Origin of the sequence: Nostoc sp. S13, from assembly GCF_029379315.1 — a bacterium.
Taxonomy (GTDB): domain Bacteria; phylum Cyanobacteriota; class Cyanobacteriia; order Cyanobacteriales; family Nostocaceae; genus Nostoc.
The window spans coordinates 53,032-76,928 of sequence record NZ_JAQYWQ010000017.1 but is presented as its reverse complement, the minus strand read 5'-3'; the positions used below and the strand labels follow the sequence as shown (position 1 = coordinate 76,928).

13 protein-coding genes are annotated in these 23,897 nt (G+C 41.6%); 6 read left to right on the top strand and 7 right to left on the bottom strand.

The window, feature by feature from the left end; all coding sequences use genetic code 11:
- Positions 1–31 precede the first annotated feature (31 nt).
- Positions 32–298, bottom strand: coding sequence for a hypothetical protein (locus PUQ00_RS08475; RefSeq protein ID WP_300415103.1), 267 nt, complete (start codon positions 296–298; stop codon positions 32–34).
- 50 nt (positions 299–348) lie between these two features.
- Between PUQ00_RS08475 and PUQ00_RS08470 the strand changes: the two genes are divergently transcribed.
- The gene (locus tag PUQ00_RS08470) at positions 349–543 is read left to right on the top strand and encodes a hypothetical protein (protein WP_300415101.1); all 195 of its coding nucleotides are present in this window, start codon (positions 349–351) and stop codon (positions 541–543) included.
- A gap of 33 nt (positions 544–576) precedes the next feature.
- On the opposite strand, the gene PUQ00_RS08465 is transcribed toward PUQ00_RS08470, so the two are convergent.
- The 6 genes from PUQ00_RS08465 to PUQ00_RS08440 all read right to left on the bottom strand — a co-directional run bounded on the left by PUQ00_RS08465 (position 577) and on the right by PUQ00_RS08440 (position 9,444).
- On the bottom strand, positions 577–1,581 hold the full coding sequence (locus PUQ00_RS08465; RefSeq protein ID WP_334757459.1) for a sucrase ferredoxin: 1,005 nt from the start codon (positions 1,579–1,581) through the stop codon (positions 577–579).
- A 46-nt stretch (positions 1,582–1,627) separates the two neighbouring features.
- Entirely contained in the window at positions 1,628–1,846 is a 219-nt protein-coding gene (locus tag PUQ00_RS08460) for a hypothetical protein (RefSeq protein ID WP_300415099.1), read from the bottom strand.
- Between the two features lie 88 nt (positions 1,847–1,934).
- On the bottom strand, positions 1,935–3,929 hold the full coding sequence (locus tag PUQ00_RS08455; RefSeq protein WP_300415097.1) for a carbamoyltransferase C-terminal domain-containing protein: 1,995 nt from the start codon (positions 3,927–3,929) through the stop codon (positions 1,935–1,937).
- Positions 3,930–4,126: 197 nt separating this feature from the next.
- Complete coding sequence (locus tag PUQ00_RS08450) at positions 4,127–5,425, bottom strand: MFS transporter (RefSeq protein ID WP_300415095.1); 1,299 nt, start codon at positions 5,423–5,425, stop codon at positions 4,127–4,129.
- Positions 5,426–5,493: 68 nt separating this feature from the next.
- Positions 5,494–6,615: a PepSY-associated TM helix domain-containing protein gene (locus PUQ00_RS08445; RefSeq protein WP_300415093.1), complete on the bottom strand. Its 1,122-nt coding sequence runs from the start codon at positions 6,613–6,615 to the stop codon at positions 5,494–5,496.
- Positions 6,616–6,729: 114 nt separating this feature from the next.
- On the bottom strand, positions 6,730–9,444 hold the full coding sequence (locus tag PUQ00_RS08440; RefSeq protein ID WP_300415091.1) for a TonB-dependent siderophore receptor: 2,715 nt from the start codon (positions 9,442–9,444) through the stop codon (positions 6,730–6,732).
- Between the two features lie 1,330 nt (positions 9,445–10,774).
- On the opposite strand from PUQ00_RS08440, the gene PUQ00_RS08435 reads away from it, so the two are divergent.
- The 5 genes from PUQ00_RS08435 to PUQ00_RS08415 all read left to right on the top strand — a co-directional run bounded on the left by PUQ00_RS08435 (position 10,775) and on the right by PUQ00_RS08415 (position 23,883).
- Complete coding sequence (locus PUQ00_RS08435; protein ID WP_335030448.1) at positions 10,775–14,290, top strand: condensation domain-containing protein; 3,516 nt, start codon at positions 10,775–10,777, stop codon at positions 14,288–14,290.
- A 65-nt stretch (positions 14,291–14,355) separates the two neighbouring features.
- Complete coding sequence (locus tag PUQ00_RS08430) at positions 14,356–15,240, top strand: hypothetical protein (RefSeq protein ID WP_300415089.1); 885 nt, start codon at positions 14,356–14,358, stop codon at positions 15,238–15,240.
- Between the two features lie 128 nt (positions 15,241–15,368).
- Positions 15,369–16,403, top strand: a complete 1,035-nt coding sequence (locus PUQ00_RS08425) for a TauD/TfdA family dioxygenase (protein ID WP_300415087.1) — start codon at positions 15,369–15,371, stop codon at positions 16,401–16,403.
- A 21-nt stretch (positions 16,404–16,424) separates the two neighbouring features.
- Complete coding sequence (locus PUQ00_RS08420; protein ID WP_300415085.1) at positions 16,425–22,910, top strand: non-ribosomal peptide synthetase; 6,486 nt, start codon at positions 16,425–16,427, stop codon at positions 22,908–22,910.
- A 130-nt stretch (positions 22,911–23,040) separates the two neighbouring features.
- Entirely contained in the window at positions 23,041–23,883 is an 843-nt protein-coding gene (locus tag PUQ00_RS08415) for a phytanoyl-CoA dioxygenase family protein (RefSeq protein ID WP_300415083.1), read from the top strand.
- Positions 23,884–23,897 lie beyond the last annotated feature (14 nt).

The window sequence follows — 23,897 nt, the reverse complement described above, 5'->3', positions numbered from 1 at the left end:
ATGCTATGGAAGATGTGCTTCGCACAGCGTCCTAATCGCCTTGGCGGTTGCTATAACTACTATTCAAACAACTTGTAACTAAAGCTAGTCCGATTAGATCACTATTTTCCTGATTTCGCTGTTTCAGCGAAACGCATTCTGCGTTTGAGCGAAAAACAGACGCACAATAGTTATCGAACAGATTGAAGAAGAAATAAATATTGATAAATAGTGATAACTCGTATGTATCAATTATTTCTATCAGTCGCCTCTCTTCATAGTCCACTCCCACCATTGCGTAGCTTGCCGCCGTAGGCATCGCTAGTTTTGCGGATCAATCCGCGATACGTTAATCCAGTACAATTTCTGATGGTTAACTGGGAATTTGAAAAGCGATCGCTGTATGTTTTCAGTCTCAGCGACTTGCCAATTAAGCTAATCATTTTCAGCATGATCGGGGTTTTGGCAGTGGGGGCGATCGCTGGAAGATTGACAATCCTCTTATTTTGGCTAAGGTATTATAAAATACAAAAGTTTTTGGCGATCGTTATGAAATTGCCTTAGTTAAAAGACAAGGAAATTATTTAGCATATATTTCTACGCTACTTTTACTAGATGACTAACGCGATATTGCTTAACTTCCTCTAAAGGTAGCTGATTACCTGAGTCCCAAGCGGTCATTACAGAGCCGTTTACCTCCAATCTAGCTTCATAAGCACCCTTAATACTTCCATCTTCTGCCGAAAAATTAATGCATACTTCAGCCCACTCTTCATCTGCTTCATCCATTGCCAGCACTTGACCCGATTTGTGATAATTGAGCCAGTCCCAACCCTCTTGCATCCATATCTCCCGCTCCGCGATTTGCTCAAACTTGGATAAACCAGCCCAACCTCGGTAGAACGGGTATAGCCCCGTGACGGAACCATTATGCCAAATTAGGAGTTCCAATATTTCTGGCGTCAAATGACCCCAGTAGTGTCCATAAGGCAAATCAATCAGGGTGGGTGCGAACTGGTGTCCCCCAAAATGGCTGCATCGCCACACACGCAGTTGTCCACTAGAGGCAGTAGCTAACTCAGAGCGCAACTTGCGATAGATGGGATAACCAAATTTGGCACAAGCAACGTCAACATTACCATCAGTACAGACCATTAACTCACGAATCTGACTAGTTTGTTGCCGATACTGCTCGTAATCAGGCAGCACAGTTGGCGAGTGAACCAATGTTTCCAATAACGCCATCACGAAGCAGCCAACTTCAGAATCGGGAATGATAAACTCATGCTTTTCAAACTTTGCAAAAAGCTTTGCGGGTCGGCGGTAATAGAGTACGCGAGTATAATCAGGACGAGAGTATTCGCTATCTGGAACAAGCAACTGACCCCTAATGTTGATTCCATGCTCAAAAATCAGCTTTTGTATCAGAGTCATCGCCGACTGGAGCAGAGGATTTTCCTGCCAACGTTTTTCAGTCCAAGGAAGTTGCATCTCAAGAGCTAGACAGTGTTCGTAAGTGGGTGCCGAGCCAATGGGGTCTTCACCATTAGCTTTAGAGACAACACAGCAGAAACGGCAATTGTTTAGAGAATTTTGGATCACTATGTTCACTTCCAAATGAAAGGATTACAAAGCTCGTAGCTCAAGGTTAAGTCGTTGCATCCCCGATTTTGTAGGTTAAAGCAGGTGAGATAAAAAACGACTTCTGATTGATAAAATTGACAAAGCTATCAGAATACTGGTATGCCGCATTGAAGCGATAGAGCAGTCGTTTGTCTTCAGTGAGTAGACCCGAAATATCAATCAACGGATTATAGAAGTCATAATTTCCGATCGCAATTTCGCCAGAATAATAGGGTTGGCTCAAAGGCTGCTTGGTGACATAGTTAACGATGCCATCTTAATGATGAAGATACTTTTTAGAGATGATCCGAAAACTCAACGAGTTAGTTTATTCACGGTCGTAGCAAAATCAAACGCCGCGACCATAATTCCATAAGCTCCTGAACGATTCTTTGAGCTTTTTCTTTTTCAGTTTCGCCATCCTCCCCAAGGATGCTTGCTATAGTCTTTTCACTGTCTGCCAAAGTTAAAACACGAAAGACTTCATCTGACACTTCAACCTGAAACTCTGCATCGTAACTATTTCCTATATAGGATAAATTGCTAAACTTACCGTCTGAATTAGACTTCTTAACCTGATGCAACGAAATGTGTGGGGGTAATGAAAGCCTAACAGACAGAAAATTTCCCCAAGATATTTCCTTTTTTTTAATTAAATACTCTCCCACAACAAGATAGTCCAGTCCTGTAGTTAAAAAACAAACCACTGCATCTTCAACAGAATCTATAATTGGTTCAACGTTGTTATTAAACGATGTGTTAAGCAAAACTGGAACGCCTGTCAACTTTTTAAACGAGTGAATTAAGTCCCAATATATTTTGTTTGTTTTCCGTGATACAGTTTGTATTCTTGCTGTTCCATCTACATGAGTCACTGCCCCCAGAATTTTCCGTTTTTCTTCTTTAACATTAACCACAAATATCATGAATGGGAGTTGTTTTTTATCAGGCGGAACTTCAAATAATTCATCTACTTCCTCTTCTAAAACAGATGGAGCGAAAGGTCTGTAGCCTTCCCGCATTTTAATCATTTTGTTGATACGCTCTTTATTTTCTTCCGGGCGAGGATCTGCAAGAATACTTCTGTTCCCTAACGCCCTAGGGCCAAACTCTGAGCGACCTTGAACCCATCCCACAACATAACCATTAGCTAGCAACTCTGCAGTCTGTCCACTTACATCCATCAATTGCTCGAAAGCAATAAAATCTTGCCATTGTCTCAATTGGCTCAATATTGAGAAAGTGCTCCCGATATCTGTTCCCCAATATACATGCTCTAGTTTGAAAAGTTTCTTAGCCATTGGATTAGCCTTATGGTAGGCATAGAAAGCTGCTCCTAAGGCACATCCCGCATCATGAGCTGCTGGCTGAACAAATACATTTTCAAACATTCCAGAGCGCAATATTTTTCCGTTAAGAGTACAATTATGCGCCACTCCCCCAGCCATACATAGATTTTTCTGTTTGGTTTCCTGTTGATAAAATCGAATAACATGAAAAGCTATTTCCTCCAAGGCTTCCTGGAGAGAGGCGGCTATATCCTTATGCGTTTGCGTGAAGGGTTCCCCTTTTCGACGTGGTAGCTTTAAATTAAACAGTGAGATTATCTTGTCATTGTGAATCACGTAATCTCCCTTGGGAAGTAGTGTGTATAGTGTTTGAAATAAACTTCTATACCTTTCTGGATTACCATAAGGAGCTAGCCCCATCACTTTATATTCATCAAAGAAGCTATACCCCAAAAAAGCTATTATGTCATGATAGAAACCGCCAAGAGATTTTGAGATTGGAGTATCGATGATTTGCTTAAGCATCCCTCCTTTCCCCTCGAAAACCATACCAGAACTATTGTCCCCCGATCCGTCGAATGTGGTTACGAGGCTGCTTTCATAACCAGAAAGTGCCAGTGCGCTCATTGCATGTGCATGATGATGATGAACAAAACGGAGCTTATCTGGATCTATTTCAGAGTTTAATCCCTTGCGGAAGAGGTGCTGAAAAAAAGTTACGGTGTCAATTGCTGGCGCATAACCATATTGTAAAAAAAATCCCTTAAGATCTCGATCCAAGTTATCTCTTGAGCTGTAAAAGGCAATCAAGTCTATATCCTGCAATTTTACACCGTGGCTTTTCAAGCAGAACTGCAATGATTGGGTGGGAAACTTGTTCGTATGTTTTATTCTATTGAGTCTTTCTTCTTCTATTGCAAAAACGACTTTTCCATCTTCAATTAAAACAGCTGCCGAGTCATGACAATATAAGTTTGGAAATCCGTGTATTTTCTCGTGAACAAGTTCCGCTCCTCCAGAAAAACCTAATACCAGCATTTTTGGCTCCTTCATGTTTTACAGTTACTAAAATAAGCATTTCAAATGCTATTGAAAAGTGCGTGTCGAGTCGATGGGATCTCCACCATTAGCTTTAGAAACAACACAACAGAAACGACAATTACTTAGAGAATCTTGCCTAATCATGTTCACTTCCTTGGAAACGATTCAAAGTTACTGTTAAATTCCGCCACCGACTACTCTGCACTGGCGTCATGATCGGGCAGGATGATTTCTACGTCACGTAACACACGAAACCCATATCCACCTAAGCCAAGAAGTAACATGCTTAGTGAAGAGATTACATACAACAGTGCCATGCCCGCGCCTCTTTCTGTGCCAAATATCCAGCCCAATATGGGTGCGAGACTCCCCCCCGACATCATTGCTGGTTCAAAAACGTAGTCGGCTAGTGGTCCAGCTATCAAGTATGCTAAGGCCGAAGTGACCAGCAACATCATAGAGCGCACGGCAAAAACACGCCCCTGCACCTCAGGTTTTACCTTGCTCATCCAGATAATATCAATAGCATTGCCAAGTATTGGTAAATTGAGAGATGTACAGAATTTAGCCGGAATCCAAATCAACGGCATTATCGCCAGACCAAACACTGTTTGGCTCAAGCCAGCACCCATCATACCCAGCAGCACTCCATGTATTCGGCGCTTGGGATTACCCCAAACGCTTATGAGCAACGCCCCAATAAAGCCGCCCAACCCTGTTGCTGAAAATACAGTACCTAATACCTTAGTATCATTGTCAGTACGTGTCATAATTAGGGGAGTAATAAGGGAATTGCCAAAATAAAAGGCAAACCAAAACAGCGACACCAATATTAGCATGGCAACCAGGCTGGGCCGTGCGGCAACATAGCGCCAGCCAAAGTAAAGCTCCTCCTTCAAATTTGTGCGACTTTGTATGCCTACTTCTGTCATGGATGGTTGCGGAATATGTGCTCGAAGCACTGTACTGACAGCAATCACAAAAGTAATGATATCGATAATTAAAATACCTGCAATACCAATGACTACGTAGAGGGTACTTGCTAGCGCTGGTGCGATGATAACTGAACTGAAAGTTACCAGAAAGCCCATACTGTTAGCACGACTATACTGCTGCTTAGGCACCATCATTGATACTGATACTGAGTATGCTAGTCCTTGAAACTCTTCAAAAGTGCCCTTGACAGCTACAGCCACGTAGAGATGCCATAATTGCAAATTATGAGTTACGTAAAGCAGTAAGACAGTAATAGTCAACAGCCCGCTCACGGTGTCGCCAACTATCATTAGGTATTTACGGTTCCAGCGATCCACAATCACCCCAGCTATGGGAGTAATTAAAACTTGCGGCACTTGTGCAAAGAAACCAAATAATGCTAGTGCTGTAGCTTGATTCGTGAGTTCCCACACCCAGATACTGAAACTAAATGCGGTCATGCTGCTGCCAATGATAGAAACAGTTTGACCGAGCCAAACGATAATGAAAGTACGCACTTATATCAATTTTGGATTATGGATTTGCATTGGTCAGTTCTCAGTTAAGTTCAAAGCTTCTGTGATAGTTATATGACACGATCGCTTATACTACGTTTAGCCCGATAGGGATACCACCACATCAAAAAACCACTAACAAAAAGAAGCAGTGGTGCAAGTCCAACGAACACATAGAGAATGCGGGTGGGTAAGCCACCAAAAGTACCGTAGTGCAGAGGTATAAAAAAATTGAGGAGGCGATCGCCCAATGCCATCTTTAAAGCACTGTCAACTCGCAAAACATTACCACTATACTGGTCGAGATAAACATTACTATTCCCATACTCTTCATTTTCCTGCGGTAACTTCATGCGAATTTGTAGAGCCTCTTCTGGTTTACTAGGAAAATAAATGCTTTTGGTAACAGCACCAGGTAAGGCAGCATCGGCAATTTTCAGTTGTTCTGTCAATCCTAAGGGTGATTTACTAGGAATTGGCTTGGATACTGGCTCGGATGGTTTTTGGGTGAATGTAACAGCGTAAATAATCGGGTTAGTCAAATCGTAGAAGTTCCAGCAAAAGCCCGTAAAGCCAGTAAAGAATAAAAAAACCACAGTGATAATGCCAGCCACTTTGTGAACGTCAAAGTTCACCCGCTTGGGATGAGCATCAAACTTGATTTTGAAGCCTGCAATTAGCTTACGCCAACCAGGCCAGAGAACTAAACCTGTGATGGTAAGTATACACATTAAAAAGGCAGCAATACCAACAATTGCAGTTCCGATTTCGCCTGCCATCAAGCTGTAGTGCAAATTAAGCATTAGACCAATGAGGGTTTTATCCGTTATCCGCTCACCGATAATTTTGCCTGTATAAGGGTTGATAAAAACCTCTTTCCTTTGCACATCAGTTGATGACAACTGCCCCACGTAGGGAGAAGAAGGAGTATCTGGCAAATAAATCCGAAAAAGATGGAAATCACCTCGCGCGGGATACTTCGCCTCAATTGTATTCACTACAGACTCTGGAGATAACTGCACCGGTTGGGGAGTAATATGTCCATACTGTTGACTAATCATAAAGTGGTCAAAATCTTGCTCGAATACTAACAAGCTACCTGTTAACCCAACGACAATTAGTAAGAGTCCAACAAAAAAACCAATATATCTGTGCAGGTAAAAAACGATAGAGCGTAGTTTTTTCCGATTCATAATCGCCACGAAAATAAGTTGGATTTTTTACTCCCCTCAATCCTCCCAATCATTGGGGGAAAGAATTAGACTCCCTCCCCAACTCCCCAATGCATCGGTGAGGTTAGGGTGGAATCAAAACTGTACGGAAATCGTCGCCAGAACACTCAAGGGATCTCCGGGACGCAGATAGGAACCTTGAGAATAGTAATACGTAGTGTCAAAAAGATTCTTGATGTTGAGACCGACTCGCCAATTTTCCTTTTTATAGAAAATAGAGGCATCAGTTCTGACGTAGGAAGGAAGGACAACTCCATTGTTTGGTAGATTGGCTTCGACATCGCCGACAAAAAACAGTCCTCCACCAAATCCCAATCCTTTGAAGGAACCACTTTGAATTTCATAGCTTGTCCAGAAGCTAGCAGTATTCCTGGGCACTGCAACCAATCTGTCACCCACAGGTAGGTTATTATCCTTGCTAACATAGGTATCGTTATGGGCAAAGGATGCAATTACATTCCACCCAGGTAAAATTCGCCCATAAATATCGAATTCAATACCTTGACTCTTGACTTCTCCAGCTGCAATTGAGTAATCCTTATTATTTGGATTTGGATCAGTTGTAGCTACGTTGGTTTTGCTAATATTGTATGCTGCAAGTGTTGCCGAAAGCTTACCATCAAATAACTCGGTTTTAATTCCCGCTTCATACTGCGTTCCACGAGAAGGTTTTAATGCCACTTGGCTAGCTGATAGGGTGTTGTTGGGTACAAAAGACTCGCTATAACTGGCGTATAGGGAGATTGGTTTTATCGGTTGGTAAACTAGTCCCACACGGGGTGAAAAAGCTTCATCGTAAAAGTTATTTCTATAAGCTAGTGCACCATTGTCATTCAAGTCTGTGCCTCTATCGTTGTAGCTGACAAAATCATATCTTCCACCAACCAGTAGCTTCAAATTAGAAAGTAATGTCACCTGGTCTTGCAAGTAAATACTTATAGTGTCGGTATAAGACTCTGTTTGCTGGGCTGTATCGACGAAACTGGTTGGCAGTGGCGCACCATATACTGGATTGAAAAGATTAATCCCAGGAGCCGCAGTGCGAAGGTAATCATAAAAAACGTTTTGCCAACCTAACTCTAAACCCAGGAGCAGCTGATGATTAATGGAACCAGTTTTGAACTTGCTGATTAATTCATTTTGCAGATCAAATGTTTGATTGGAACCAGCACCTCCAGCAAGGGTTCGCGATACTGTCTGACCATTCGCTTCAAGTGAGTATGGTCGGACAACGTTATTATTATCAGAAGTAGTAAAGTATGCTGAAAAGGCAGTACGCAGCCGTAAATTTTCACTGAAGGTATGATCTAAAGTCAAGTAAAATGCATTAGAGTCAACATTGAACTTATCGGCACTTGGTTCTCCTAAAAAACGACTGATGGGAACTTGAAAAGATTGAGGAATAGATAGCAACCCATCATAAAATGTTCGATTTTGAGCAGTATGCTCATATTCCAAAGTCAAATTTGTATTATCGCTAATCTTATAGGACAATACCGGCGATATTGAGAAATATTGCCCGTGAACAAAATCTATAAAACTCCCAAAATTTTCATAGCTAGCATTCAAGCGATACAACAACTTTTGGTCAGGGGTAAGTGGTCCAGAAATATCGATTGAGGATTTGTAATCACTGTAACTTCCCACTGTAAATTCACTTGCATAATAGGGAGTTGCAAGCGGTTGTTTGGTGACATAATTGACCACACCACCCGGTTCAAATTGACCATATAGCACTGAAGCCGGACCTTTGAGAACTTCGACTCGTTCAACGCTATTAGGATCGATGTAGTTATCTCCAGCTTGGAAACCATTTCTCAGGCTATTGTACTGTTTAAATCCCCGGATGACATAGTTATCTGTATTAGCACCGTAACCACCTTGTAGTGAGACACCACTAACATTGCGTGCAGCATCGGTAATCCGGGTAATTTGCTGATCTTTGATAACTTGTTGGGGAATAACTTGAATTGATTGAGGGATATCGCGCAGTGGTGTGTCGGTTTTGGTGGCAGTTGTTGCATTTGGTACACTATATTCGTCTTGTTCACCCGTGACTACCAACTCAATCGGCTGATCACCCGAAGCTGATGGTTGAGTTAGCTGTGCTTGATTCCCTGGCTTTTGTTGTTCAGGAGTTGTTTGGGTTTGCGGTTGTTGTTGCGCGGACGATGCTGCACCAGCCACAGAGAATATAAGACCCTCATTCGGACTATCAAACAACTCGACTGTTGGTACACTCCCCTCACCAATCACTGTGACTCGGATAGTATTGGCATCAAAGTTCGTGACTGTTATCTGTGTAACACCCGCAATTGGTTTTTCAGAGCGGAATGTGAATGCTTCGCCCGATGCTAGGCGTAGTTGAGCATTAGGAATGTCAGTGATGAAATTACTACCAGCAGTGCGATTGACTAGTTGCAACTGTTCCCCTTTGGTTGTCTGTAAAATAATCTCCAGACCTTTGGCAGTGGGATTTGCCTTCACTGAGGTAACTTGCACAACTTCACTTGCTGGGATGTTTGGTGGTGTTGGCGACTGCACTAACATTCTGGCGCTCTGGGCTGGATGCTCTATCTGACTTACTAGCCGAATCTGTCGGATTGGTTCAACAGTCTCTCGTTTGGTAATCAGATGTGTTGATTGACTAGAACTCGCGTCAGCCTCACCAGATGTTGTATTCTTGTAAACTCTAATTGATGGTATTTCCTCGCTTCTAGTAGGACTTGTGACCAACATGATAATAAGACCTGTCAGCAATAGACTAGGAACAAACTGCTTAGACTTCATTAGACATATCCAGAAATTAATTATGCGTTGCCCAAAATCCTTGGTAGGTACAATTGATGAATTGTGCCTACGTTATTTTCACTCCTATGTCTATTGTTTTTCTCTCATCAGTACCTCCATACCTTAGAGACCAACACATTCGTGTATGGGGGTAAGGAAAAGAGCGAATTTTACGAGGTTCGCTTGTGGGGTACGGAGCAATATGATTTTGTAAGATGAGCAAGGCGGGGAGGTAGGGGAAGTTAAAGAAAAAACCCCTTGTCCACAAGGTTTCAAGAAGAGTGAATTCATTTATGCAGAAGAAGAAAAATTGTTCCCTTGATTGCTTGCAACAGCGATCGCTACGTCCAAGTTTTCAGAACCAATAGATTTATTTATCTATGGGCGAATGGCACTAAGTTAAAATACAGCCATTGCCCTGACGGGTTAAGAGCCTGGAGGCTCTTAACCCATGCTGGGAGGGCTGCCGCCTCCTCTTTCTTGACCAGAGGTAGAACCTCTCGGAATACATTAAGAGCCTCCAGCCCCTTAACGAGGCAACACAAGCCTTTGGATTTTACAAGCGTGCCATTGTATCTATGGGCTTTTTCCCTTATCCCCCATCCCCTTGTTCCCCTGTGCTTTTTGCTGACGCTACCGTAGAAATATTATTAAAAGTTATTTGCATTAAGAAAGCAAGCTTAATAAAAAAATAAAAAACAAAAATTTACATATAGTAGAAAAATCTGCATAAAATTACTAGTAATAATTAACACTAAATAAATAATAAAATTTTCTGATCTAAAGTTTATGTTTAGAAAATACTCATCGTGTATGTTTATTTATACACCATATCATTCTCTGTATTAGTAGAGATAGTATTGACCAGCAAAGGTTTTTGCATGAATAAGCATCAGTAAAATAAGCTACATATAATTATGAGGCGATATGAATTAAAGATAATTTATTTGTTAATAACAGATATAGTGCATTTTTAACATCTATCAAAAGAAAGAGAAATATTCCCTTAGATACAATTAATCTTAAAAAGATTATTGATAAGTATTCTCTATTGATTTATAGTTGCTAAAGACAATACATTTCTTCTAAAGTAAAAAAGCTAATTAAAAATAACTTTCAATATAACTGAGTCAAAAATTGTGTGAGTGACAGAGCAAGCGTGCGGTCTGTTTCATAAGATAATATTCGCTTGAGGTTTATTCAAGAATAATTCTTAATAAATAACGTTCAGGCGTAAAGGCAGCACTCTGACTTCATTTAGAGAGAAATTTGACATTCAGCTTGCATGATTCCACGATTGTTTGGGTGTATCTGATAGCTTGAGGCCGGAATGACTTTAATTTTTAATAGATTTCCAAAAATCCCGGATCAGTGTGCGACGGTTGTTGATATTCTGCGTCATCGCAGTTCAACACAGTCGCAGGCACAAGCATTCACCTTCCTGGAAGATGGAGAAACTGAAAAATCAACGTTAACTTACTATGAGTTGGATCGACGCAGTCGGGCTATAGCTTCTCAACTCCAAAGCTTAAGTTTAAGCGGGCAACGTGCTATATTGCTTTATCCGCCAGGGTTAGATTACTTGAGTGCTTTTTTTGGTTGTCTCTACGCTGGAGTTGTGGCGGTTCCAGCTTATCCACCTCACAATAAGCGCAAAACACCGAGAATACAGGCTATTAGTATAGATGCACAGGCGAGCATCGCTCTGACGACAACAGCGATGCTCCCCACATTACAATCGATACTGACACAACAAGCAAATATAGGAAATTTTCGTTGGCTCGTTACTGACAATCTGGCACAGGGTATAGAAGATTCTTGGCAGCAACCTGAAATCAATGCGGATACCCTAGCTTTTTTGCAATACACGTCGGGTTCTACAGGCACACCAAAGGGAGTTATGCTCAGTCATGGCAATCTGCTGCACAATACTGCCGTGACTTACCAACTCATGGAACATTCTCCCAGCAGCAAATTTGTCTCCTGGCTACCTGTTTACCATGATATGGGGTTGATTGGTGGTATTTTGCAACCATTGTATGGCGGGTTTGGTTGCATCTTAATGTCCCCAGCATCTTTTCTGCAACGACCATTGCGGTGGTTACAGGCGATTTCCCACTACAAAGGCACTACGAGTGGTGCTCCCAACTTTGCTTATGACCTGTGTATTCAAAGGATTACCCACCAACAAAAAGAAACTCTGGACTTAAGTAGTTGGAGTGTCGCTTTTAATGGTGCTGAACCAGTCAGAAGGGAGATTTTAGATCGATTTGCTGCATCCTTTGCTGAATGTGGCTTTCGTCCAGAAGCATTCTACCCTTGTTACGGCATGGCAGAAGCAACATTGATGGTTTCCGGTGGGATCAAGACAGCCTTAGCCCAAGTAAGAACTGTAGATAAATCTGCACTTTCCCAGAACCAGATAGTCTCAGCAACAGCCCACAGCAAAGATATCCAAACCTTTGTCAGTTGTGGTCAAACTATACCTCAACAAGAGATAGTTATTGTCAATCCCGAAAAATTAGACTGCTGTTCACTAGATGAAGTTGGAGAAATCTGGGTATCTGGTCCGAGTGTCGGTCAGGGTTATTGGAATCGTCCTCTTGAAACAGAGCAAATATTCCACGCCAACCTTAAAGATGCAGGGGAGAGGCCATTTTTACGCACTGGTGACTTGGGCTTTTTGCACAATGGAGAACTCTTCATTACAGGTCGAGCCAAAGATTTAATCATTATTCGAGGTCGCAACCTTTACCCACAAGATATAGAGTTAACTGTAGAACGCAGCCATTTATCATTGCGTTCAGGTAGTGGTGCAGCCTTCTCAATTGAGGTACAGAAGGAAGAACGATTAGTAGTAGTGCAGGAATTGGAGTTTCGTGCCAAACCAAATCTTGAGGAAGTCATTGCTGCGATTCGTCAGACGGTTGCAGAAGAACATGAGGTGCAAGTCTATGCAGTAGTGCTAATTAAACCAGGTACTATTCCCAAAACCTCCAGCGGTAAGATTCAACGCCGTGCAACTCGCGCAGAGTTTCTCGCAGGCGAATTGGGGATAATAGGTAGCAGTATCTTCGATAGTGCAGATGACTCGGGGAACGAAGTGAGTCTCAGCCGCGAGTTAATTCTTGCAACTCCACGAGAAAAACGCCTGCCGCTGCTAGTACCTTATCTTCAAACACAGATTGCTCACGTACTAAAAGTTGCACAATCTCAAGTAAACAAAGAGGTATCACTAACTACTTTAGGACTCGATTCCTTAATGGTCTTTGAACTCAAAAGTCAGATTCAAGTAGACCTTAGAGTCACAATATCTATCGAGGATTTCTTCAAAGATGCTAGTGTCGTTCTGCTAGCAACGCAAATACTGACTCAATTAACAACAAAAACAGCATTAGAGCCAAAGCTGGAACCTATTTCTCGAAGTCAAGAACTACCCCTATGTCTTGCTCAAGAACGTTTGTGGTTCCTTGACCAATTAGAACCTGGAAACCCCTTTTACAATGTTCCGATCGCTGTGCATTTAACTGGGGAGCTAAACACAGCGATCTTAGAACAAAGTCTTAACGAAGTTGTGGGACGTCATGAACCATTGCGAACAAGCTTTTCGGCAGTAGAAGGACGACCAATCCAAGCGATCGCTCCAACCTTAAAAATAACCTTGCCAGTTGTAGATTTACCGGGAGTAAATATAGAGTCAGCTTTAGGCATTACTACTGAGTTGGCCCAACAGCCTTTCGACTTGTCTCAGGCACCACTGCTGCGAGCTAAACTCCTACGTTTGACACAACAGGAGCATATGCTCTTGTTAGTCATGCACCACATTATTTCGGATGGTTGGTCTATTGGCATTCTAATCCGAGAACTGGCAGAGATTTACGAAGCTTTCTCTGATGGCTTACCCTCATCACTTTCTAAACTTCCAATTCAATATGCAGATTTTGCTTATTGGCAGAAACAATGGTTGCAAAAAGAAATACTTGAAAGTCAGGTGAATTACTGGAAGCAGCAATTGAGTGGCAATTTAGCTGTACTGCAACTTCCTACCGATCGACCACGACCAGCTATACAAACCTACACTGGCAAAAAGCAATTTTTTACGTTTCCTAAGGCTCTAAGGGAGGCAGTTAATAACTTGAATCGACAAGAAGGTGTCACTCAGTTTATGACACTTCTGGCAGTGTTCAAGACTTTGTTATACTGCTATTCAAATCAAGAGGAGATAATAGTAGGTTCGCCTGTTGTGGGTCGCACCAGAAGAGAAACAGAAAAACTCATTGGCTTTTTTCTCAACACATTGGTCTTGCGTACTAACTTATCAGGCGAACTGACTTTCCGCGAATTATTAGGCAGGGTGCGCGAAGTAGCTTTAAGAGCCTATGCTCATCAAGACTTACCCTTTGAAAAGTTAGTGGAGGAATTGCAGCCAGAACGGAATTTAAGCCATAATCCACTGTTTCAGGTAATGTTTATCCTCCAAAATACCCCGATATCAACTATAGAACTTCCACGGCTGACTCTGCGACCGTTGGAAGCCGATAGCGGTACTTCAAAGTTTGATTTGAAGTTAAGTATTTGGGAAAGTTCAGAAGGTTTTAATGGCTCATTGGAGTATAAAACAGACTTGTTTGATACCACTACTATTGCTCGAATGATAAGTCATTTTGAAATCCTTCTATGCTATATTGTTAAACAGCCTGATATTAGAATTAACGAGTTAGCTAAAGTGCTCGCTAAAGCTGACAGAAAAAAACAACTAATAAAAGAACAAGAACTAGAACGCACTTCTGTACAAAAACTCAAGCTGACAAAGCGTAAAGCAATTCACGGATCAGAAAAAACTTAAATTATAACAGATTCTCCCTTTTTAAACTTCGTTGTTACTTTTACTTTGACATAGGAGGACTATAAATGAATCAAACACAGCCATCTAAAAAGACGAAAGGAATTTCACATTTTGTCAAAAAATATATTTATAGGAAAGATTTAATAAAGTTATCTAGTCTTTATGACAATGCTAAGTGGGGTGAAACTCATCGATTTGGTCAACATTACCAAAAGCATTTTGCTCCATTCAGACTTAAAAAAATAAAGCTCCTTGAGATAGGTGTAGGAGGTTATGACAATCCAAATGTAGGAGGAGAGTCTTTAAGGATGTGGAAACAATATTTTCCAAACAGTATAATTTATGGTATTGATGTTGTAGACAAAAAAGGTTTGGAAGAAGAACGAATCAAAATTTTTCAAGGGGACCAAAGTGATGAAAATTTTTTGAAAAAAGTGATTGATGAAACGGGTGAACTTGATATCATAATAGAAGATGGTTGCTCGGTTAATGAGCTTCGGATAAAAACATTCAATACTCTTTTCCCGGCTTTAAAGGAAGGTGGTATTTATGCAGAAGAAAATACTCACATTTCTTATTGGCCTAGTTTGGGAAGTCAATGGTCGAAATTGGCAGAAAATAGTGTTTTTTTAGCAAATTGTGTCAGCGTTGGTGGTAATGTGGACTTAAACGCTTCTGACACTATAATGGCTATGTACAAAAGACTAGCAGATGGTTTAAATTATGAAGAATTTTTAAACCCTGGTTATTGTCCGTCTTATCTTGATAAAAATATTGTCTCCGTACACTTTTATCATAACCAAGTAATTGTATATAAAGGAAATAATAATGAAGGTAGTAATATCATAGAAAACAACACACTTAAACCAGAGTTTCTGAAAGCTTTGGGTGTCAAATATCTGGAAGATTTGGGTTTAAAGTTTCCAAGTATGCAGTCACTAGAAAAGTAAAAAGTCTCATAAAATATCACGGATATTAGCGAAAAGATTACAAAGTATACCTGACAGAAGGAGTTCTATTTATAGACAGAAAAAGCCAAATGTTATTTTGTCAGTATCAAACTTGCCAGAGATAAATAATGACAACTCCAGAGTCTCTACAAATCAAGTCTAAAAGACGACAAGGTGTTAATATATCGTACACAAACTTGATAAAGGTAACACCTCTATTGCTTGATAATTCTTTACCTTTGCTGTTACAACCTATTGTAGAAGGGATTAATTTAGTAACTTGGGTAGCAAGTAATCAGGAGTTAATTGCAACAAATTTACTCAAACATGGTGGTATCCTGTTTCGTAACTTCCAAGTTAGAGATGTGGCAGAGTTTGAAAAATTTATCCAGACAGTTTCTGGAGATTTGCTGGAATATCGCGATCGCTCTTCACCCCGCAGTCTAATTCAAGGTAATATTTATACTTCAACCGACTATCCTGCCAACCAAACTATCTTTCTTCACAGCGAGAATTCCTATGCTGCCACATGGCCTCTAAAAATCTTCTTTTACTGTGTGACACCAGCACAGCAGGGAGGAGAAACCCCGATTGCTGACACTCGGAAATTATATCAAGGGATTGATTCTAAGATTCGCGATCGCTTCATCGAAAAAGGAGTGATGTATGTCCGCAACTTTGGCGATGGCTTTGGCTTACCTTGGCAAACAGTGTTTCAAACAACTAATCCAGCCGAAGTAGAAACCTTCTGCCGTCACAATGACATAGAATTCGAGTGGAAAGAGGGCAATCGCTTAAGAACCCGCCAAATTAGACAGGCTGTTGCCACCCATCCCCAAACAGGTGAACAAGTTTGGTTCAATCACGCTGTATTTTTTCATATATCAACTTTGGAACAAAATATCCGCAAGTCATTGTTAGCTGAGTTCCGAGAAGAAGACTTGCCACACAATACTTATTATGGTGATGGGTCGCCAATTGAAAAAACCGTGTTAGATGAAATTCGTGCTGTATACCAACAAGAAACTATAATTTTCCCTTGGCAAGCTGGAGATATTTTAATGCTCGATAATATGCTAGCAGCACACGGACGGATGCCATTTGTCGGAGAGCGAAAGGTCGTAGTAGGAATGGCAAAACAATTCAGTAGTAAAGATATTTAGTGCCAAGTACGGAGAATTAGAATGATAGACGAAATGCAGGGTTTTCGACTCTCACCCCAACAAAAACATCTCTGGCATTTACAGGAAAGTGACAACTTTCCTTATTCTTCACAGTGTGCTGTTTTGATAGAAGGGAATCTTGATATCGACACCTTGAGAGTAGCTTTAGAACTAGTTGTCAGTCGGCATGAAATTCTCCGTACTAATTTTCATTGCTTGCCTGGGATGACTATACCTTTGCAAGTCATTAGAAACAACGGTATTGCTTGGGACGAAAACCACAACTTGAGAGATTGCACACGTCAAGAACAAGAAGAATTTTTATCAGCCTTATTTGATCAAGTAAACAAACAGTCGTTTGATTTAGTAGAAGGTTCCCCATTACACCTATCTTTAGTAACTCTGTCGTTATTTAAGTATGCTTTGCTCATTAGCTTACCTGCACTTTGTGCAGACGCAGCAACACTAAAAATTTTAGTGCAAGAAATCAGCCAGTCTTATGCAGCTTGCTTGCAAGGTAAAGAACTAGACGATGAACCACTACAATACGCAGATTTGGCTGAATGGCAAAACGAATTGTTAGAAGGGGCAGATACAGAAGCAGGCAGAGACTATTGGCGAAAACAGGATTTTTCAGCGCTGACAAAATTAAAGCTGCCTTTTGAAAAACAGTCTACAGAGCAACTAGAATTTCAGCCTCGAACCCAAAGTTTCACAATTGCCCCTGCTTTGTTAGAACAAATTTACATCCTGACTCAGCAGTATAATATTTCAGTTGCTGAGTTTTTCTTAGCTTCCTGGCAGATTTTACTTGGGCGTCTTACTAAACAGCAAAATTTGAGTATCGGTGTGGCTTATCAGGGACGCAAGTATCACGAATTAGAGAAGAGTATAGGATTATTTACTAAATACTTACCGTTAATTTCCAATATAGAACTAGAATCCAATTTTATTGATGTTTTCCATCAAAATAATGAATGTGCAGAGAATATTTATCAGCTACAGGATTACTTTAATTGGGAACTAATAGCAGAATTGTATCCAAATTTACGTTTTTTCCCAGTTTCTTTTGAGTTTGAAGAACTGCCAGTAAATTATGTAGCTGCTAACGTATCTTTTTCGATTAACCAACTATATACTTGCATTGAAAGATTCAAAATCAAGCTTTCTTGCATTCGTCAGAATAATACGCTAAATGTAGCATTTCACTATGACTCCAACTTATTTCATTTAGAAGATATCAAACGCTTAGTCGGGCAATTTCAGACATTGTTAGCGAGTGCGATCGCTCATCCAGACACAGCAATTAGTCAGTTAGATATTCTCAGTCAAATCGAGAGACAACAACTGCTTGACCAGGTAAACACGAAGCGCGATTATCCTCACAACAAGTGCATTCACCAACTGTTTGAGCAACAGGTAGGAAAAACCCCGAATAAAGTTGCTGTTATCTTTGAAGACCAACAACTGACTTACCAGGAACTTAATCAACGGGCTAACAAAATAGCTCACTACCTGCAAAAGCAGGGGGTTGCACCAGAGGTTTTAGTGGGGCTGTGTGTAGAGCGATCGCTTGACATGATAGTTGGACTTTTAGCCATCCTGAAAGCTGGTGGGGCATATGTGCCATTAGATCCTGCATTGCCGAAAGAAGGTTTGGCATTACGATTGCAGGATGCCCAGGTGTCATTAATCATTAGTCATTCATCATTGGTAAATAACTTTGAACCAATGACGAATAACAAAGAGCAAACAACAGTAATCTACCTGGATAGCGACTGGGAAACTATTACTCAGGAAAATGATCTTAATCCCAATAGCAAGGTAACAAATGAAAATCTAGTATATGTACTGTTTACCTCTGGTTCTACAGGCACAGCTAAAGGGGTTGCAATTGAACACCGACAATTGCTCAATTATTTATATGCGATCGTCGAGCAGTTAAACCTGCCAGCAGGTGCTAATTTTGCACTGGTTTCTACATTCGCCGCAGACTTAGGCAACACAGCTATCTTTCCTTGTCTGTGTACGGGAGGGTGTCTGCATGTAATCTCCTACGAGCGTGCTACTGACCCAGCAGCTTTGGCAGAATATTGCCATAGACATCCTATTGACTGTCTCAAGATTGTTCCCTCTCACCTTGCTTCTCTGTTAACATCTTCTTCACCAAGGTCTATCCTGCCTAGAGAACGACTTATACTAGGTGGTGAGGCTACTAGTTGGGAACTGATTGAGCAGATTCAAAAGTATGCACAAGATTGCCTGATCTTCAATCACTACGGTCCGACAGAAGGCACTGTCGGTGTACTTACTTATCTAGTAGAACTTAATCACGACCTTTGCTGTTATCCAAAATCCCAAACAGTTCCCCTGGGTCGCTCAATTCCTAACACGCAGGTATATGTTCTGGAAGAGAACTTGCAGCCTGCTCCCATAGGACTAAATGGGGAAATATACATTGGTGGGACAACTCTAGCTAGATGCTATGTGAATCAGCCCGAACAGACGGCTGTTAAATTTATTCCCAATCCATTCAGTCAGGAAGAAGGAGCGCGGCTTTACAAAACCGGCGATCGGGCACGCTATTTACCAGACGGTACGATTGAGTTTTTAGGTCGTACCGACCACCAAGTTAAAATTCGTGGCTTCCGTATAGAACTAGGAGAAATTGAGGCAATACTCAGTCTCCACCCAAATGTGCGGGAAGTTGTCGTCTTAGCAAGAGATTCAGAGTCTAGTCAGAAGTATCTGGTAGCCTACGTTGTACTCTCTCAAGAATCGCCCATCATTAATAATGAACTGCGTGATTATATGCAGGCGAGGTTGCCTGAATATATGGTGCCTTCAAGCTTTGTCATGCTCAAGGTGCTACCGCTTACTCCCAACGGCAAAGTAGACCGTCAGGCACTGCCAGAACCCAACTCAGTACGTCCTGAGTTAGAAAAAAGCTTTTCAACTCCCCGCACACCAGTTGAGGAGGTACTTGCTGGAATTTGGGCTAGAGTTCTTGGTACTGAGTACGTAGGTATCGACGATAACTTTTTTGACTTGGGAGGGCACTCGTTGCTAGCCACGCAAGTTGTTTCGCAAGTGCGCGAGGCCTTTCAAGTAGAGTTGCGACTGCGTAGTTTATTTGAAACACCGACAGTAGGGGGATTAGCTAAACTCATTGAAACCACAATCAGCGCTGGGCAGAAACTGCAACTTCCACCAATTGAGGGTGTTTCGCGGGACAGAGAGTTACCTTTGTCTTTTGCCCAGCAACGGTTGTGGTTCCTCGACCAACTGGAACCAGGTAATCCTTTCTACAATATTTCTCGATCTGTGCGACTAAAAGGTTCGCTGAACGTGGCAGCACTGGAGCAAAGCTTCAATGAAATTGTGCGACGTCATGAAGTCTTGCGTACAAGTTTTACAGATGTAGATGGGCATCCCGTCCAGAAAATTGCTTCGGCGCTGAATATAACGCTGCCAATTATAAATTTGGGTGAATTATTAGAAGAAGAACAAGAAGTTGAGGTTCTGCGGCTGGCTAGCTTACAAGCGCGACAGTCCTTTGACTTGACTCAAGATGCATTGCTACGAACTACCTTGTTGCGGTTGAAGGAAGAGGAACATGTGTTGGTATTCACCATACACCATATTGTTGCCGATGGCTGGTCAACAGGTGTGATTATTCACGAAATAACTGCACTCTACAAATCATTCCATAGCGGTAAGCCCTCGTCACTGCCGGAATTGCCTGTTCAATATGCAGACTTTGCTATATGGCAACGACAGTGGCTGCAAACAGTACAGTCGTCCCAGATGGCTTACTGGAAACAACAATTAGGCGGGAACTTGCCTGTGCTGCAACTTCCGACCGACCGACCTCGACCAGCCATTCAAGCCTTTAGGGGAAGAAAACAGCCGTGGCAAATTTCCAAAACTCTGACCGAGGCACTCAAGTCCCTTTCACAGAAGAAAGCAGTTACCCTGTTTATGACTTTGCTAGCGGCGTTCAAAACACTACTGTATCGCTACACAAATCAAGCAGATATTTTGATTGGCTCTCCCATTGCCAACCGCAATCGCAAAGAGATAGAAGGTATAATCGGCTTTTTTGTCAATACCCTTGTACTGCGTACCGACCTTTCTGGAAATCCAAGCTTCAAAGAATTACTGCGACGGATTCGAGAGGTCACGTTGGATGCATATGCTCACCAAGATTTGCCTTTTGAGCAGCTAGTGGAAGAGCTACAGCTAGAGCGCAACTTAAGCTACACGCCACTATTTCAGGTGATGTTTGTTTTGCACAATGTTCCAGTAGAGGTGTTGAAGCTTCCGAACTTGAGCTTGAGTCCGATGGAAATAGAACCCGAAACATCCTTGTTTGATCTAACTATGTATTTGACAGAAACTGAACAAGGAATGATGGGCTATTTCGAGTACAATAGTGACTTATTTGATACTGCCACCATTAAGCGAATGCAGGGGCATTTCCAGACACTACTGGAAGGCATTGTCGCCAATCCCGATCAGCATCTATCTGACTTGCCAATCTTGACTGCAACAGAACAACAGCAACTGCTAGTAAATTGGAATCAAACATCGGCTGATTATCCGTCTAGTTGTATTCATCAGTTATTTGAGGCTCAGGTAGAACAAACACCAAATTCCATAGCAGTCGTTTTTGAAAACCAGCAACTGACTTATCAGGAATTGAATGTTCGTGCCAATCAGCTAGCACACTATTTGCAAACGTTAGGTGTGAGACCAGAGGTGCTGGTGGGAATTTGTGTGGAGCGATCACTGGAAATGATGGTCGGACTGTTGGGCATCTTCAAAGCTGGCGGGGCCTATGTGCCACTAGATCCAGCTTATCCGCAGGAACGCTTAGCCTTCATGTTAGAGGATACACAAGTTACCGTACTATTGACACAACAAAAACTGGTTGAGCAACTTCCTGAACATAAAGTACGTGTTGTCTGCTTGGACAAAGACTGGGAGAATATCACCTACGCAAGCGATGAAAACCCAGTCAGCAGTGTGACAGTTGATAATTTGGCCTATGTTATTTACACATCTGGTTCCACAGGAAAGCCCAAAGGCATTGCCCTAGCCCAACGTCCTTTAATAAATTTGTTGGAATGGCATTTCTCATCTCTCTACAGAGGTGCACGTACCCTTCAGTTTGCCTCTTTAAGCTTCGATGCCAGCTTTCATGAGATATTTGCTACCTGGGGCACTGGCGGCACCTTGTTCATACTCTCAGAAAATTTACGAATGGATGCTGTTGGCTTAGGGCGATTTCTTGCAGACCAAGCAATCGAGAAAGTCATCCTCCCAGTTGTTGTGCTACAGCAACTGGCGGAGTCAGTAGGTGAGCAAGGCATTGCCCCCCTACATAGCGGATTTTTTAGCAGTCTCCAGGAAGTGACCACTACAGGTGAGCAACTACAAATCACTCAGCCCATTATCAAGCTATTCAAATCCTTGGAGCATTGTTGTTTACACAACCACTATGGACCATCAGAAACTCATGTGGTAACCGCTTTAAGTCTAAAGAAAAATTTTGAAGAATGGTCATTCTATCCACCTATCGGCAGACCGATTGCCAATACCCAGATTCACATAGTGGATCAACAATTTAATCCGGTACCGGTTGGGGTGATCGGGGAACTTTACATAGGTGGAATCTCCTTGGCACGCGGCTATTTAAATCGACCAGATTTGACAGCTGAGAAATTCATTCCCGACCCCTTTAGCGATAAATCTAGTACCCGCTTGTACAAGACGGGGGATTTAGCACGCTATATGCCTAATGGCAATATTGAGTACCTAGGGCGCATCGACCACCAAGTAAAGATCCGTGGCTTCCGTATCGAGTTGGGAGAAATCGAAGCAGTGCTAAGTCAGCATCCAAGCGTATTGGAGGTAGTTGTCCTGTGTCACAAAGATGAAGCGGGTAACAACAAATTGATAGCCTATGTCGTGTCTGACCAAGAATCCACTCCCACAACTACTGAATTGCGTCGTTTTTTGCACGAGAGGCTGCCCAATTATATGATGCCGTCAGTATTTGTATTCCTGGAGGAATTGTCACTGACACCTAATGGAAAGGTGGATCGCCAAGCACTGCCAGCACCAGATCAGCTACGATCCGAATTGGAAAAAATCTTTGTAGCACCTCGGACTATGGCAGAGGAAATTGTGGCAGGGATTTGGAAACAGGTTCTTTGTATTGAGCAAGTCGGCGTATACGATAATTTCTTTGAGTTGGGCGGTCACTCCTTAATGACCACCCAAGTTATTTCCCGGCTCCGCCAAGCCTTTTTAGTTGAGCTACCCATACGCAGTTTATTTGAATCACCTACAGTAGAAGGTCTGGTTAACGCAATCGCCCAAATCTGGGGTAGTTGCGAAGTTGTCGAAGAAATTGCTCAGACGTGGAAAGAATTGGAACAAATTTCAGTAGATCAGGCAAAAACGATGCTTTCGAGATCAAAAATTGAGATTGAAGGATAAGAAAATGACTCAAAATCAACAAGAGTTTTCAGCAACTTTCAAGGAAAACAAGTACTTTGTTTTAAAATCATTTTTGACTGACCCTTTGTTAACATTAAAATTTACTTACTAACTTCACAAAAAATTTATTATGCACCTGAATAAAGAGCAATTTGAAACTTATGAAGACAAAGGCTTTGTCTTGTTATCTGAATGTTTTTCTAAATCTGAAGTTCATAGAATGAAAGTTGAGTTGCCTGTTCTCTTTTCTGAAGATACCCCAAAAAGGGTTCTTGAAGAAGAGGGAAAGACTATACGAGCAGTGCATGGAGTGCATGGCACTAATGAAACTTTTCAACGCTTATCTCAACATCCACGGCTAATTAAACCTGCCATGCAGCTTCTTGGCAGCAAAGTTTACATCTACCAATTCAAAATTAATGCCAAGGCTGCATTTAGGGGTGACATTTGGGAATGGCATCAAGACTATATTTTTTGGCGTAAAGAGGACGGGTTGCCAACAGCGCGAGTAGTGAATGCCCTTGTGTTATTAGATGACATGAATGAATTTAACGGACCACTATTTGTCATTCCTCGTTCTCATAGAGAAGGGATGATTGACATTGTGGCTCAAAATACCAATAACAAGTCTAAAGCAGAAAAAGAACATCCTGACTGGGTATCAAATTTTACTGCAAAGTTAAAGTATTCTCTCAATCAAGAGTTAGTTGCTGACTTAGTATTGAAGTATGGAATTTTCTCTATAAAAGCTTTGGCAGGCTCAGTCCTATTGTTCGATAGCAATCTTGTTCATGCTTCACCAAGTAACATATCCCCATTTGAACGAGCAGTTGTGATTGTCACTTACAACAGTGTTGAAAATATTCCTCTACCTATGTTAAATCGACGGCCAGAGTTTCTTGTAAGCCGTGATTATCGACCAATAGAACCTCTATCAGAAGATGCTTTATTGATTGAAAGTTTAACAATATAGCAGCGATAAAAGGA

What these genes read in the sequence shown, in the direction of transcription:
- PUQ00_RS08440 (WP_300415091.1), bottom strand. Translation starts at nt 9,444, where the DNA reads ATGAAGTCTAAGCAGTTTGTTCCTAGTCTATTGCTGACAGGTCTTATT.
- PUQ00_RS08430 (WP_300415089.1), top strand. Translation starts at nt 14,356, where the DNA reads ATGAATCAAACACAGCCATCTAAAAAGACGAAAGGAATTTCACATTTT.
- PUQ00_RS08420 (WP_300415085.1), top strand. Translation starts at nt 16,425, where the DNA reads ATGATAGACGAAATGCAGGGTTTTCGACTCTCACCCCAACAAAAACAT.
- PUQ00_RS08435 (WP_335030448.1), top strand. Translation starts at nt 10,775, where the DNA reads ATGACTTTAATTTTTAATAGATTTCCAAAAATCCCGGATCAGTGTGCG.
- PUQ00_RS08470 (WP_300415101.1), top strand. Translation starts at nt 349, where the DNA reads ATGGTTAACTGGGAATTTGAAAAGCGATCGCTGTATGTTTTCAGTCTC.
- PUQ00_RS08415 (WP_300415083.1), top strand. Translation starts at nt 23,041, where the DNA reads ATGCACCTGAATAAAGAGCAATTTGAAACTTATGAAGACAAAGGCTTT.
- PUQ00_RS08425 (WP_300415087.1), top strand. Translation starts at nt 15,369, where the DNA reads ATGACAACTCCAGAGTCTCTACAAATCAAGTCTAAAAGACGACAAGGT.
- PUQ00_RS08455 (WP_300415097.1), bottom strand. Translation starts at nt 3,929, where the DNA reads ATGCTGGTATTAGGTTTTTCTGGAGGAGCGGAACTTGTTCACGAGAAA.
- PUQ00_RS08475 (WP_300415103.1), bottom strand. Translation starts at nt 298, where the DNA reads ATGCCTACGGCGGCAAGCTACGCAATGGTGGGAGTGGACTATGAAGAG.
- PUQ00_RS08445 (WP_300415093.1), bottom strand. Translation starts at nt 6,615, where the DNA reads ATGAATCGGAAAAAACTACGCTCTATCGTTTTTTACCTGCACAGATAT.